At 65.1% G+C, this 12,865-nt stretch carries 14 protein-coding genes; 6 read left to right on the top strand and 8 right to left on the bottom strand.

Annotation, left to right across the window (positions count from 1 at the left end; genetic code table 11):
* Positions 1-8: 8 nt before the first annotated feature.
* Positions 9-923, bottom strand: a complete 915-nt coding sequence (gene hemF / locus G9C89_RS11855) for an oxygen-dependent coproporphyrinogen oxidase (protein ID WP_172148093.1) — start codon at positions 921-923, stop codon at positions 9-11.
* Positions 924-1,116: 193 nt separating this feature from the next.
* On the opposite strand from hemF, the gene G9C89_RS11850 reads away from it, so the two are divergent.
* A complete protein-coding gene (locus tag G9C89_RS11850; RefSeq protein WP_172148092.1) occupies positions 1,117-2,094 on the top strand; it encodes an NADPH:quinone reductase in 978 nt (325 codons plus the stop codon).
* A gap of 103 nt (positions 2,095-2,197) precedes the next feature.
* Here the strand turns inward: G9C89_RS11850 and G9C89_RS11845 are convergent, their stop codons facing one another.
* The 3 genes from G9C89_RS11845 to G9C89_RS11835 form a co-directional block, all read right to left on the bottom strand.
* Entirely contained in the window at positions 2,198-2,755 is a 558-nt protein-coding gene (locus tag G9C89_RS11845) for an L-threonylcarbamoyladenylate synthase (RefSeq protein ID WP_172148091.1), read from the bottom strand.
* Between the two features lie 43 nt (positions 2,756-2,798).
* Positions 2,799-3,911, bottom strand: a complete 1,113-nt coding sequence (dprA, locus tag G9C89_RS11840; RefSeq protein WP_172148090.1) for a DNA-processing protein DprA — start codon at positions 3,909-3,911, stop codon at positions 2,799-2,801.
* A gap of 110 nt (positions 3,912-4,021) precedes the next feature.
* On the bottom strand, positions 4,022-5,047 hold the full coding sequence (locus G9C89_RS11835) for a LysM peptidoglycan-binding domain-containing protein (RefSeq protein ID WP_172148089.1): 1,026 nt from the start codon (positions 5,045-5,047) through the stop codon (positions 4,022-4,024).
* 152 nt (positions 5,048-5,199) lie between these two features.
* Here G9C89_RS11835 and def point away from each other — a divergent pair, with 152 nt between their 5' ends.
* The 5 genes from def to G9C89_RS11810 all read left to right on the top strand — a co-directional run bounded on the left by def (position 5,200) and on the right by G9C89_RS11810 (position 9,819).
* The gene (gene def / locus G9C89_RS11830; protein ID WP_172148088.1) at positions 5,200-5,706 is read left to right on the top strand and encodes a peptide deformylase; all 507 of its coding nucleotides are present in this window, start codon (positions 5,200-5,202) and stop codon (positions 5,704-5,706) included.
* A 57-nt stretch (positions 5,707-5,763) separates the two neighbouring features.
* Positions 5,764-6,708 (top strand): methionyl-tRNA formyltransferase, encoded by a 945-nt coding sequence (gene fmt, locus G9C89_RS11825; protein WP_172148087.1) that lies wholly within the window; start codon positions 5,764-5,766, stop codon positions 6,706-6,708.
* Positions 6,705-8,033 carry a 16S rRNA (cytosine(967)-C(5))-methyltransferase RsmB gene (rsmB, locus tag G9C89_RS11820; RefSeq protein ID WP_172148086.1) on the top strand — a complete coding sequence of 443 codons (1,329 nt, stop codon included), beginning with the start codon at positions 6,705-6,707 and terminating at the stop codon, positions 8,031-8,033. Before fmt ends, rsmB begins: the two co-directional genes overlap by 4 nt.
* Positions 8,030-9,403, top strand: a complete 1,374-nt coding sequence (trkA, locus tag G9C89_RS11815; protein ID WP_172148085.1) for a Trk system potassium transporter TrkA — start codon at positions 8,030-8,032, stop codon at positions 9,401-9,403. Before rsmB ends, trkA begins: the two co-directional genes overlap by 4 nt.
* Positions 9,404-9,495: 92 nt before the next feature.
* On the top strand, positions 9,496-9,819 hold the full coding sequence (locus G9C89_RS11810; protein ID WP_172148084.1) for a tetratricopeptide repeat protein: 324 nt from the start codon (positions 9,496-9,498) through the stop codon (positions 9,817-9,819).
* 41 nt (positions 9,820-9,860) lie between these two features.
* On the opposite strand, the gene G9C89_RS11805 is transcribed toward G9C89_RS11810, so the two are convergent.
* The 4 genes from G9C89_RS11805 to G9C89_RS11790 form a co-directional block, all read right to left on the bottom strand.
* Positions 9,861-10,520 (bottom strand): 7-cyano-7-deazaguanine/7-aminomethyl-7-deazaguanine transporter, encoded by a 660-nt coding sequence (locus G9C89_RS11805; RefSeq protein WP_172148083.1) that lies wholly within the window; start codon positions 10,518-10,520, stop codon positions 9,861-9,863.
* A gap of 365 nt (positions 10,521-10,885) precedes the next feature.
* The gene (locus tag G9C89_RS11800) at positions 10,886-11,149 is read right to left on the bottom strand and encodes a PilZ domain-containing protein (RefSeq protein ID WP_172148082.1); all 264 of its coding nucleotides are present in this window, start codon (positions 11,147-11,149) and stop codon (positions 10,886-10,888) included.
* Positions 11,150-11,248: 99 nt separating this feature from the next.
* Positions 11,249-12,136 carry a lysophospholipid acyltransferase gene (locus G9C89_RS11795; RefSeq protein WP_172148081.1) on the bottom strand — a complete coding sequence of 296 codons (888 nt, stop codon included), beginning with the start codon at positions 12,134-12,136 and terminating at the stop codon, positions 11,249-11,251.
* A 91-nt stretch (positions 12,137-12,227) separates the two neighbouring features.
* Entirely contained in the window at positions 12,228-12,782 is a 555-nt protein-coding gene (locus G9C89_RS11790) for a DNA-3-methyladenine glycosylase I (RefSeq protein ID WP_172148080.1), read from the bottom strand.
* Positions 12,783-12,865: the final 83 nt, after the last annotated feature.

The following is a 12,865-nucleotide window of genomic DNA, read 5'->3' as shown; positions in this document are numbered from 1 at the left end:
GCGTGTTCTTAATGACCCGCCAGCCAGTCGCGGTCGGTCAGATAATATTCGGTCAGGCGCGCTTCTTCGCTGCCCGCCGCGGGTTTCCAATCGTAGCCCCAGCGCACGTGCGGCGGCAGCGACATCAGGATCGACTCGGTGCGCCCGCCGGACTGCAGGCCGAACAGGGTGCCGCGGTCGTAGACCAGGTTGAACTCGACGTAACGACCCCGGCGGAAGGCCTGGAACTCGCGCTCGCGCTCGCCGTAGGGGGTCAGCTTGCGCCGCTGCACGATCGGCAGGTAGGCCGCGAGGTAGGCATCGCCGATGGCGCGGACAAAGGCGAAGCTGGTGTCGAAGTCCCACTGGTTGAGGTCATCGAAGAACAGGCCGCCAATCCCGCGCGGCTCGCCACGGTGCTTGATCTGGAAGTAACGGTCGCACCAGTCCTTGAAGCGCGGATAGACCTCGGCACCGAAGGGCGCACAGGCTGCGAAGGCGACCCGGTGCCAGTGCACGCAGTCTTCCTCGTTGGCGTAATAGGGGGTCAGGTCGAAGCCGCCACCGAACCACCAGACCGGCTCCTCGCCTGGTTTCTCGGCGCTGAAGAAGCGCACGTTGGCATGCGAGGTGGGCACATAGGGGTTTTCCGGATGGATCACCAGGGACACGCCGAGTGCCTCGAAGCCGCGACCGGCCAGCTCGGGCCGATGGGCGCTGGCCGAAGGCGGCAGGCCGTCGCCAAACACGTGGGAGAAGTTGACCCCGCCCTTTTCGATCAGCGCGCCATTCTCGATCACCCGCGTACGGCCACCGCCGCCGCCCGGGCGCTGCCAGCTATCCTCGAAGAACTCGGCGCCACCGTCCTCGGCTTGCAGGGCGGAGCAGATACGGTCTTGCAGGTCGAGCAGATAGGCCTTTACGGCCTCAGTACGGTCACTCACGGCGGCACCTTGGCAAGCAGTCAGGCCAGCCGGAGGTTGCCCGGCCGGCGAAATCGGTGGCAAGCATAACATTTGCCCAGGCGCCCTCGCAGTTGACGCCGCTCGAGCGACAGGATTGGATAGATGCCCCGACGCACCCCGGCCGCCGTCATCATCGGCGGTTTGATCGAACCCCTGCAGCAAGGAGCCTTGTATGGCCAAGCGTATTCAATTCAGCAGCCACGGCGGCCCCGAAGTCCTCGAGTACCGCGACTACCAGCCAGCCGCACCCGGCCCCCACGAGGTCCGCGTGCAGAACCAGGCGATCGGCCTGAACTTCATCGACACCTATTTTCGCAGCGGCCTGTATCCGCCACCGGCCCTGCCGTCGAGCCTGGGCAACGAAGCTGCCGGCATCGTCGAAGCGGTCGGCGCCCAGGTCAGCCAGTTCCAGGTCGGCGACCGCGTGGCCTACGCCACCGCACCGCTGGGCGCCTACAGCGAACTGCACGTGCTGCCGGCGAGCAAGCTGGTCAAGCTGCCGGAGGCGATCAGCTTCGAGCAGGCCGCTGCTGTGATGCTCAAGGGCCTGACCGTGCAGTACCTGTTGCGCCAGGTGTTCGCGCTCAAGGGCGGCGAAACCATCCTGTTCCATGCCGCCGCCGGTGGCGTCGGCTCCTTCGCCTGCCAGTGGGCCAAGGCGCTGGGGGTGAAGCTGATCGGCACCGTCAGCTCGGCCGAGAAAGCCACGCGGGCCATGGAGCAGGGCGCCTGGGCGACCATCGACTACAGCCACGAGGACGTGGTCCAGCGCGTGCTGGAGCTGACCGACGGGCACAAGTGCCCGGTGGTGTATGACGGGGTCGGCAAGGACACCTGGGAAATCTCCCTCGACTGCGTCGCCCCGCGCGGCCTGCTGGTCAGCTTCGGCAACGCCTCCGGCGCGGTGACCGGGGTCAACCTGGGCATCCTCGCGCAGAAGGGTTCGCTGTTCGTTACCCGGCCGACGGTGGCCGGCTACGCCGACACGCCCGAACGCCTGCAGATGATGGCCGACGAACTGTTCGGCATGATCGAAAGCGGTCGGCTCAAGGTCGATATCAGCAACCGCTATGCACTCAAGGACGCCGCCGCCGCGCAAGCCGCCCTGAGCGCCCGGCAGACCACCGGCTCGACCATTCTGCTGCCGTAGACAAACGGCAATCGTAGGGTGGGTTACGCGGCGCCCACATACCGCATAACTATCAATTTCGTGGCAATGCGCCGCTAACCCACCCTATGCAAACGCATCCCCATCAGGACGGTCGGATCACATCGCCGCTAATCAAGTCGCGGATCAGGCTGGGGTTCTTGCGCCCGCCCAGGGTACCGCCGAGCACCTTGTCCAGTTGCCGCGGGAAGTACTGCTCGACCCGCAGGCGCGAGCGGGCCGCCGGGCGTCCGGCCGGATTGGCCGAGGTCGATACCAGCGGGCCGGTGAGGGCGCAGAGTTCGCGCACCAGCGGGTGATCGCTGACGCGCAGGGCGACGCTGCTGTGCTCGCCGGTGATCCATTCGGGCAGGCGCTGCTGATGCGGCACCAGCCAGGTATTGGGCCCAGGCCAGGTGCTGGCCAGGCGCTCTTGCCAAATATCCGGCAGGTCTTCGAGAAGAAAATCGAACTGGTCAATGCTGTCCGCCACCAGAATCAGGCCCTTGTTCATCGGCCGCTCTTTCAGCGCCAGGAGCCGCTCCACCGCGAGTTCATTCCACGGGTCGCAGCCCAGGCCCCACACCGCCTCGGTCGGGTAAGCGATTATTCCACCCTGGCGGACCACCCGCGCTGCCTGCTGTATCTGCCAACGGCTAACCATTCACTGCTCTCCCGCTAAAGGAATGCCGCGCAGTGTATCCAAGCTAGCGGGCGCGGCCCACCCAGCGTCCACCTTCGCAGGCGATATGGCCGTCCAGTTCCAGCTCGGTAAGGGCCGCCAGCACCTGTGTCAACGGCCAACCGCTGACCGCCGCCAGGCCTTCACTGCTGTGCGGCGCCGCATGCAGCAGGTCGAGCAGCGGGTGTTCGAAGCGTTGGGCCGGGCTCGTTTCGCTCGCCAATGGCGGCTGCAGCTGCCAGCCGCGCAGCGCTTCGAGGATATGCGCAATGCTTTCCACCAGCACGGCGCCATCGCGGATCAACTGATGACAGCCGCGTGCACCGGGGTGGTGGATCGAACCGGGAATGGCATAGACCTCGCGGCCCTGCTCGGCCGCCAGCCGCGCGGTGATCAGCGAGCCGCTGGACGGGCTGGCCTCGACCACCAGCACGCCGAGGGACAGGCCACTGATGATGCGGTTGCGCCGGGGGAAATTGCTCGCATGCGGCGGGCAATCCAGCGGCAACTCGGACACCAGTGCGCCGCCGTGCTCGACGATGTCCGCGGCCAATTGCCGGTGCCGCGCCGGATACAGGCACTGCAAGCCGGTGCCGAGTACCGCGATGGTCTTGCCCGCCACATCCAGTGCGCCTTGATGGGCGGCGCCGTCGATGCCCAGCGCCAGGCCGCTGGTGATGACGAAACCACCGGCAGCCAGGCTGCGGGCGAAGCTGTGCGCGGTATCCAGTCCGGGCCGTGAAGCGCGGCGGCTGCCGACCATGGCCAGTTGCGGCAGCTCGAGCAACCCCGGATCGCCGTCCACGAAGAGCAGGGGCGGTGCATCGCCGAGTTCGGCGAGCAGGCCCGGATACGTGGGATCGTCCCACATCAGCAGATGATGCCGCTCGGCCTCCAGCCAGGCCAGGGCGGCGGCGGCGCGCTCACGCACCTCGCTGCTGCGCCGCGGTTCGGCGCAGGCGGCCGGCAAACCCAGCGAACGCCAGGCACTGGCTGGCGCACTGAGGGCTGCGGAGGCACTGTCGAAGGCGCTGAGCAATTTGCGAAAACGTCGCGGCCCAAGCTCCGGCAGGCTGTGCAGACGCAGGCGGGCTTCGAGTTCGGCAGGGGAAATGCAGTAGCTGGGGCATTGCGCCATGGCGATCATCCTTGATCGGTCGCGCCCGGGAATCCCGAGGAGTGGCGGGCGGCAGGTAGCGGTGCAGCAGAAACGCCAACCGCGCAAGCGCGCGGCTGGTGTCGGGGACGTTACGGGTTACGCACCTTGTCCATCACGGCGAGCTGGCGGTTAGCGCCGAGGATCAGGCCATAACTGAGCTTGTCGTAGGTGCGAAACACCATCAGCAGACCGGCCCGCTCATCGGGGATCTTCACCGCGTCGCCGGTGACCCGATCGCGCACGGTTTCACCGGTCTTGTACACCGCCAGCACGTTGCCCTCGGTCAGGCCATCACGCGCGCCCTTGTTCAGGGTGACCACGTCGAATTGGCCGATCTGGGTCACGCCGCGCGGGACGTCGAGGATCAAACCGTTGATTTCGCTGCTCGGCTCGCTGGGCATGAAGGTCGAGTTGATCGCCCGCTCTTCGGTGGCGAACAGGCGGTCGCCAAGGCGCACTTCCTGGGTCGAGCGCGCCAGGTTCATGGTGCCGATATCGCCTTCTTCGGCAATGATCTCGCCACCACCGATGTCATCGGCGTTGATCCCGAGGAACTCCTGGGTGTCCGGATCGATGTAGGTTTTACCCTGACGGAAGATGCCATATACCGGTGCGGTTTCATCGAACACCCCACGGGCATAGACCCGATCGCCGGCACCGCTGACCACACGCTCGGAGTCGCCGGCGACTATATAGGGTGCACTCTCGAATGCTTCGGGGGTATCGACGATGCGGTTACTCAGCAGAAAGCTATTGATCGCCTCCAGCGGAATGGTCGGAATGGCTTCGGCCATCGGCGTGCTGCGGACCTGCGGCGACAGCTTGATGGTGCCGCGCGACTCGCCACGGCTGAGCATCAGGCGTGGTTGGCCATCGACATAGACCAGGCTGAGTTGATCGCCGGGATAGATCAGATGCGGGTTGGCCACCTGCGGGTTGGCGTGCCAGATTTCCGGCCATTTCCATGGTTGGCTGAGAAACCGCCCGGAAATATCCCAGAGGGTATCGCCCTTGACCACGGTATAACGGTCTGGGTGACCGTCCTTGAGTTGCACTTCGGCCTGGGCCAAGCCGCTAGCGGCAAGCAATAGCAGGGCGAGTAGTGATTTCCTCATGCGGTGAATCCCTTTATTATGTGCCTTCACGTGGAGCGCCCTAGCGCCGCGACTAAACCCAGTAGTACTGCGGCGTGAAGCCGTTTTTCAATGCTGCTCATCATCTTAGCAGCGGATTTTGACTTTATTCCACAAGTGCATCACAAACGCATATGGCTATCTTGAACATCCTCGAATTTCCCGATCCACGCTTGCGCACCATCGCCAAGCCGGTGGACACGGTCGACGACGCCTTGCGTCAGCTGATCGACGACATGTTTGAAACCATGTACGAAGCGCCGGGCATCGGCCTGGCCGCGACCCAGGTCAACGTGCACAAGCGTCTGGTAGTGATGGATCTGTCGGAAGACAGAAGCGAACCGCGGGTGTTCATCAACCCCGAGTTCGAGACCCTCACCGACGAGGTGGAGCAGTATCAGGAAGGCTGCCTCTCGGTGCCGGGCTTCTACGAAAACATCGACCGCCCGCAGAAAGTCAGGATCAAGGCGCAGGACCGCGATGGCCAGCCCTTCGAGCTGATCGCCGAAGGCCTGCTCGCGGTGTGCATCCAGCACGAATGCGACCACCTCAACGGCAAGCTGTTCGTCGATTACCTGTCCAACCTCAAACGCGACCGCATCAAGAAGAAGCTGGAAAAGCAACATCGCCAGCAGGCTTGAGCCACATCTATAAAGGCTTGCTGCGGCAAGCCTTTTTCTTTCTAGCAGTGAGAATCCATGTCCGAGTCTTTGCGCATCGTCTTTGCCGGCACCCCGGAGTTCGCCGCCGAACACCTCAAGGCCCTGCTAGATAGCCCGCACCAGATCGTTGCGGTTTATAGCCAGCCGGATCGCCCGGCCGGCCGCGGACAGAAGCTCGCCGCCAGCCCGGTCAAGCAACTCGCGGTGCAGCGCGAGATCCCGGTCTATCAACCGCAGACCCTGCGTGACCCGGCCGCCCAGGCCGAGCTGGCCGCGCTCGCGCCCGACCTGCTGGTGGTCGTGGCCTACGGCCTGATCCTGCCGCAGGCGGTGCTGGATATCCCGCGGCTGGGCTGCATCAACAGCCACGCCTCGCTGCTGCCGCGCTGGCGCGGCGCCGCGCCGATCCAGCGTGCCATCGAAGCCGGCGACAGCGAGTCCGGGGTCACCGTGATGCAGATGGAAGCCGGCCTGGATACCGGGCCGATGCTGTTGAAAGTGCGCACGCCGATCGCCGCCGACGACACCGGCGGCAGCCTGCACGACCGCCTGGCCAGCCTCGGCCCGCAGGCGGTTATCGAGGCCATCGCCGGCCTGGCTGCCGGCACGCTGCAAGGCGAGGTGCAGGACGACAGCCTGGCGACCTACGCGCACAAATTGAACAAGGACGAGGCACGCCTGGACTGGGCACACCCGGCCGTGGAGCTGGAGCGGCTGATCCGCGCCTTCCACCCCTGGCCGATCTGCCACAGCACGCTGCATGGCGAAGCGCTCAAGGTGCATGCCGCCGAGCTGGGCGAGGGCAGCGGTGTCCCCGGCAGCATACTGGCGGCCGACAAACAGGGCCTCACGGTGGCCTGCGGCCAAGGCGCACTGCGCCTGACCCGCCTGCAACTGCCGGGCGGCAAGGCGCTTGATTTCAGTGACCTGTACAACAGCCGCCGCGAGCAGTTCGCCGCCGGCCTGGTGCTCGGCCTATGAATCCGCGCCTCGCTGCCGCCCGCGCCCTGGCTGTGGTGCTCAATGGCAAGGCTTCGCTGGGCAGCAGCCTGCCGCCGCTGCTGGACAAGGTCGAGCAGCGCGACCGCGGCCTGGCCCAGGATCTGGCCTTCGGCACCGCACGCTGGCAGCCGCGCCTGGCGCTGATCGCCGAGAAACTGCTGCAAAAACCCTTCAAAGCGGTCGATCGTGACGTCGAGGCGTTGCTGCTGATCGGCCTGTATCAGCTGTTCTACACCCGTATTCCGGCCCATGCCGCCATCGGCGAGACGGTGGCCTGTGTCGACAAGCTGAAGAAGCCTTCGCTCAAGGGCCTACTCAATGCCGTGCTGCGCAATGCCCAGCGCGACAGCGAAAGCATTATTGCCAGCCTGGATCGCGATCCGGTGCTGCATAGCGCCCATCCCCGCTGGCTGCAGAAAGCCCTGAAAGCCCAGTGGCCCGAGCAATGGGAGGCCATCTGCGCGGCCAACAATGCCCATCCGCCGCTGATCCTGCGGGTCAATCGGCGCCTCGGCAGCCGCGATGACTACCTGGCCGAGCTGCACGCCGCCGACATTGCCGCCGAGCCCTGCCGGTATAGCCGTGACGGCATCCGTTTGCTCCAGGCGTGCGATGTCACCAGCCTGCCGGGCTTCGCCGCAGGCCGGGTCAGCGTGCAGGACGAAGCCGCACAGCTGGCCGCCGGGCTGCTCGAACTGGCACCCGGGCAACGGGTGCTGGATGCCTGCTGCGCGCCGGGCGGCAAGACCTGTCACCTGCTCGAAGCCGAACCCGCACTGGCCGGCGTGGTGGCGGTGGATCTGGAAGAAAAGCGCCTGGTGCGGGTGCGCGAAAACCTCAAGCGCCTCAACCTCGACGCCGAACTGATCGCCGCCGATGGTCGTGATACTGCGGCCTGGTGGGATGGCCAGCCGTTCCAGCGGATTCTGCTCGACGCGCCGTGCTCCGCCACCGGGGTGATTCGCCGCCATCCGGACATCAAGCTGACCCGTCAGGCCGCGGATATTCCAGCGCTGGCCCAGTTGCAGGGCGAGTTGCTGGATGCCCTGTGGCCGACCCTGGAAGTCGGCGGCATCCTGCTGTACGCCACCTGCTCGGTGCTGCCCATGGAAAACAGTGACACCATCGCCGCCTTTCTCGCCCGTACGCCAAGCGCACGCGAGCTGCAGATAAGCGCTGACTTCGGTCTGCAACCAGCCCATGGTCGCCAGCTGCTGCCGCAAATCGACGGCCACGATGGTTTCTACTATGCCAAGCTGAGCAAGATCGCCGCGTCTTCCCCCTCTACAGGAGTGATCGCTTGAAAATCATCATTCTCGGCGCCGGCCAGGTCGGTGGCACCCTGGCGGAACACCTGGCCAGCGAGGCCAACGACATCACCGTGGTCGACACCGACGGCGATCGTCTGCGCGACCTCGGCGACCGTCTGGATATCCGCACCGTGCAGGGCCGCGGCTCCTTCCCCACGGTGCTGCGCCAGGCCGGTGCGGACGATGCCGACATGCTGATCGCGGTGACCAACAGCGATGAAGTCAACATGATCGCCTGCCAGGTGGCCTACACCCTGTTCCACACCCCGACCAAGATCGCCCGGGTGCGCGAGGCCGCCTACCTGACCCGCTCCGGCCTGTTCGACAACGAAGCGATTCCGGTCGATGTGCTGATCAGCCCGGAACAGGTGGTGACCAACTACATCAAGCGCCTGATCGAATACCCCGGCTCGCTGCAGGTGATCGACTTCGCCGAAGGCAAGGCCCAGCTGGTGGCCGTGCGCGCCTACTACGGCGGCCCGCTGGTCGGCCAGCAACTGCGCCAACTGCGCGAGCACATGCCCAACGTCGACACCCGGGTGGCGGCGATCTTCCGCCGCAACCGGCCGATCATTCCCCAGGGCGATACCGTGATCGAGGCCGACGACGAGGTGTTCTTCATCGCCGCCAAGGGCCATATCCGTGCGGTGATGAGCGAGATGCGCCGCCTCGAGGTCAGCTACAAGAAGGTGGTGATCGCCGGCGGCGGGCATATCGGCGAGCGCCTGGCCGAGGCCATCGAGAGCCGCTACCAGGTGAAGATCATCGAGATGAACCCGGCGCGTTGCCGCTACCTCTCGGAAAACCTCGACAGCACCGTGGTCCTGCAAGGCAGCGCCTCGGACAAGAATCTGCTGGTCGAGGAGAACATCAGCGACGCCGACATCTTCCTCGCCCTGACCAACGACGACGAGGCCAACATCATGTCGTCCTTGCTGGCCAAGCGTCTCGGCGCGCGCAAGGTGATGACCCTGATCAACAACCCGGCCTATGTCGACCTGGTCCAGGGTGGCGAGATCGATATCGCCATCAGCCCGCAGCTGGCTACCATCGGCACCCTGCTGACCCACGTGCGCCGTGGCGATATCGTCAGTGTGCACTCGTTGCGCCGCGGCGCCGCCGAAGCCATCGAGGCCATCGCCCACGGCGACGCCAAGTCGAGCAAGGTGGTCGGCCGCGCCATCAAGGACATCCCGCTGCCGCCGGGCACCACCATCGGCGCGATCATCCGCGCCGAGGAAGTGCTGATCGCCCACGACGCCACCGTGATCGAATCCGGCGACCACGTGATCCTGTTCCTGGTGGACAAGAAGTACATCCGCGATGCCGAGCGGTTGTTCCAGGTCGGCCTGACGTTTTTCTAAGCGCAGGAGCGGGCCATGCCCGCGAAGCTCTTGGGTTGCCCGGCTCGCGGGCATCGAACTAGGCGTTCCCCCCGCTCCTACTCGGAGGTTTTATGCTCGAATCCCTGGAAAAAATGCTGGCCAAGGGCGTGGACAATGCCCTGCTGCGCTTCGGCCTGGGCAAGGGCTATCTGGATGCCGGCGAAGCGGCGCGCGCCGCCGACCACCTGCAGCGCTGCGTCGAGTTCGACCCCAAGTATTCGGCCGCCTGGAAGCTGCTGGGCAAGGCGCTGCTGGCCGCCGAGCAACCGCTGGCCGCCCGCCAGGCCTGGGAGCAGGGCCTGCAGGCGGCCCGCGAGCATGGCGACAAGCAGGCGGAAAAGGAAATGACGGTATTTTTGCGCAAGCTGGACAAACGCCAGCAGCAACCCGAGTAGCTCACCAGCAGTCGATCACCCGGCTGGCGGCTGCGCCGCCATCAACCTCGGCAAGACAGCGCCTGGCGCTTGGGCACGGCCCGGGCGATGGCGTTGAGCAGCATGCCGTAGAGCGGCACGAAGAGCAGCAGGCTGACCGCCAGCTTGATCGCGTAATCCACACTGGCGATCTCGACCCAGTGCTCGGCCATGAACGGCTCGCTGCTGTGCCAGAAGGCGATGGAGAAGAAGGCGAAGGTATCCAGCAGGTTGCCCAGCACCGTCGAGGCGGCCGGGGCCACCCACCATTGCCGCAGGTTGCGCAGGCGATCGAATACCTGGATATCCAGCAGTTGCCCGAGGACATAGGCGATGAAGCTGGCCAGGGCGATGCGGGCGACGAACAGGTTGAACTCCTGCAAGGCGGCAAGGCCGGCGAAACTGCCGCTCTGGAACAGCACGGACACCCCATATGAGGCGACCAGTGCCGGCAGCATGACCCTGGCGATCACCTGGCGCGCCGGACCTTTGCCCAGCAGGCGCACGGTGAGGTCGGTGGCCAGGAAGATGAACGGAAAGCTGAACGCACCCCAGGTGGTCTGCCAGCCGAACAGGCTCATGGGCAGCTGCACCAGGTAGTTGCTGGCAATGATGATCAGCATGTGAAAGGCGATCAGGCCGGCCAGAGCCGGGCGCCAGATCGTCGTAGAAACCGAGGGCATGGCATGTCCTTTTTGAATGAGATGGGGTTAGGGAACCCATTGCCGCGGCGGGAAACTGTCAACCGCGCGGCATTCTAGCGTTTTCTTGACCGCCAGGATAAGTTTTATCCGCACCGCGGACAGCCGGTCAACGCTCAGAGGTTGTGAAAATATCGAGCGCCGTAGCGAGAGCGTCTCCTGGTGTTCGCGGCAAGGCGCGTTACGCGAAAAATGGGGGAGTTTAGTGAGCTAAATGACCCTGTTTTGACTCGCTTCGCTCGCCCTGCGGGCCAGCCTGCGGCTGTTACTCCGCTGCGCTCCGTTCGCGTAGCGCAACGCCAGCAGCGGGCGCCAGGGGGCGGGCGCAGTAGGCGAGAGTTTTTTCACTAGCTCTCAATAAAGCGCAGGCCGATACCCTCGGCGTCCACCCGCATCACTTCCATGTGCAGCACCGGCGCCTCGATCGGCAGGTCCTGCACCTGGCCCGTGATTATCGTGCCCTGGGGCAGGGCCAGCAGATCCGGGTGTTTGACGTAGACACCACCATCGGAAAGGTCACGAGTCTGCGCCACCACTTCACCGAAACTCGGGTGACAGATCTTGATCCGGCACTTCATCGAGGTACGTGGATGCTGGCGCTGACTGGGCATAGTGGTGACCGTCCTGTGCGGGTGAGCTGCGATTAATAGCGCAAAATCCTGGAAACGCCGAGCACTAACATTGAGAAGGCAGCGCTTGGGCGCCTCCACTCAGTACCACTTCTGCTCGCCTGGCGGGCGTTTCTTGAAGCGTTTCATGCTCCACATGTACTGGCTCGGGTAAGCCCGCACGTATTTCTCGATGACCGCGCTCATCGCCGCCACCGCGGTATCCACATCTTCGCTGTACATCTGCGCCGGCGCGGCCTCGAGGATCACCTTGAAGCCGGAACCATCGGCCAGGCGCAGGGCATGCAGAAACACCCCGCGGGCCTTGCCGCCGGTGAGCATGCCGGCCACGAATTTGCTGGTCAGCGCCTGGGTGCCCAGGAAGGGCACGAACACGCCCGCCGACAAGCTGGGCTCGGGGTCGGCGGGAATGCCCACGGCGCCGCCTTTGCGCACTTCCTTGATGACGCTGAGGATGCCTTCACGGGTCGAGGGCGCCACCCGGTTGCCCAACTGCACCCGCTGCTTGCGCAACAGTTCGTCGACCGCCTTGAGCTTGGGCGGCCGGTAGAAAATGATCGGTTTGCACTGGGCGCAGTAGAAGTGATTGAGCACTTCCCAGTTGCCCAGGTGACTGGTGATGCCGACCACGCCCTTGCCACTGGCCAGGGCCTCCTCGAGGACTTCCAGGCCCTCGACCTCACGGATCAGGCCGATGGATTTCTGTGCCGGCCAGATCCAGGCGCAGGCGCTTTCGGTGAATGTCTTGCCGATGTCCTTGAGGCTCTGACCGACCAGGCGCTCGCGCTCGGCCTCGCCCAGCTCGGGGAAGCACTTGGCCAGGTTGATCCGCACCACCTCGCGCGAGCTGTTCGGCAGCTTCCACATCAGCCAGCCGATGGCCGCACCCAAGCCTTGCACCGCACGCCAGGGGAGCAGGGCGAACAGGCGCAAAAACCCCACCACCAAGGCACCTTTGAGCTTTTCCACAGACAACTCCGCAAGGGCAAAAGGTGCCTAGTGTAACCAAGAGTGGCCAGGGCTGGGCACCGCCAAGGACTTAGGGTGGGCGCCATTCCCGCTAGGCACGGCACAGCACGGCATAGCGGTCGCAATCGGTGGCGTGGTCCATGACCATGCCCGTGGCCTGCATATAGGCATAGCAGATGGTCGGGCCGACGAAGGTGAAGCCGGCCTTCTTCAGCGCGCGGCTCATGGCTTCGGCCTCGGCGGTGACGGCCGGCATCTGGCTGCGCTCGCTGAAGTGGTTGATCTTGGGCGCGCCACCGACGAACGACCAGAGCAGCGCCAGCGGATCCTCCAGGCGCAGCCAGGCCTGGGCGTTCTGCCGCGCGGCCTTGAGTTTCAGGCGATTGCGGATGATCCCAGGGTCCTGCATCAGGCTTTCCAGGTACTCATCGCTCATCACCGCCAGGCGCTCAGGATCGAAGCCGAACAGCACCTCGCGGTAGCGTTCGCGCTTCTTCAGCACGGTTATCCAGGACAAGCCGGCCTGGAAGCCCTCCAGCAGCAATAACTCGAACAGCGCCTGGGGATCGCGCTGCGGCACGCCCCATTCCTGATCGTGATAGGCCTGGTAGAGCGGGTCGTCGGTACACCAGAAGCAGCGGGGCATAGGGCCTTCCTGGGCAGTGGAGGCCGCGTGGATTGGGGTATACTCCCGCCCTTTCTGTCGCAGCCCCAACAGGTGAATTTTCC

The sequence above is a fragment of the Pseudomonas tumuqii genome (genome assembly GCF_013184545.1).
GTDB classification, from domain to species: Bacteria; Pseudomonadota; Gammaproteobacteria; order Pseudomonadales; family Pseudomonadaceae; genus Aquipseudomonas; species Aquipseudomonas tumuqii.
Note: the sequence above shows the minus strand (reverse complement) of the source record. Positions and strands in the feature narration are given on the sequence as shown.

Coding starts and splice junctions, on each gene's coding strand:
- G9C89_RS11850 (WP_172148092.1), top strand. CDS start 1,117: ATGGCCAAGCGTATTCAATTCAGCAGCCACGGCGGCCCCGAAGTCCTC.
- G9C89_RS11845 (WP_172148091.1), bottom strand. CDS start 2,755: ATGGTTAGCCGTTGGCAGATACAGCAGGCAGCGCGGGTGGTCCGCCAG.
- dprA (WP_172148090.1), bottom strand. CDS start 3,911: ATGGCGCAATGCCCCAGCTACTGCATTTCCCCTGCCGAACTCGAAGCC.
- G9C89_RS11835 (WP_172148089.1), bottom strand. CDS start 5,047: ATGAGGAAATCACTACTCGCCCTGCTATTGCTTGCCGCTAGCGGCTTG.
- def (WP_172148088.1), top strand. CDS start 5,200: ATGGCTATCTTGAACATCCTCGAATTTCCCGATCCACGCTTGCGCACC.
- fmt (WP_172148087.1), top strand. CDS start 5,764: ATGTCCGAGTCTTTGCGCATCGTCTTTGCCGGCACCCCGGAGTTCGCC.
- rsmB (WP_172148086.1), top strand. CDS start 6,705: ATGAATCCGCGCCTCGCTGCCGCCCGCGCCCTGGCTGTGGTGCTCAAT.
- G9C89_RS11810 (WP_172148084.1), top strand. CDS start 9,496: ATGCTCGAATCCCTGGAAAAAATGCTGGCCAAGGGCGTGGACAATGCC.
- G9C89_RS11805 (WP_172148083.1), bottom strand. CDS start 10,520: ATGCCCTCGGTTTCTACGACGATCTGGCGCCCGGCTCTGGCCGGCCTG.
- G9C89_RS11800 (WP_172148082.1), bottom strand. CDS start 11,149: ATGCCCAGTCAGCGCCAGCATCCACGTACCTCGATGAAGTGCCGGATC.
- G9C89_RS11790 (WP_172148080.1), bottom strand. CDS start 12,782: ATGCCCCGCTGCTTCTGGTGTACCGACGACCCGCTCTACCAGGCCTAT.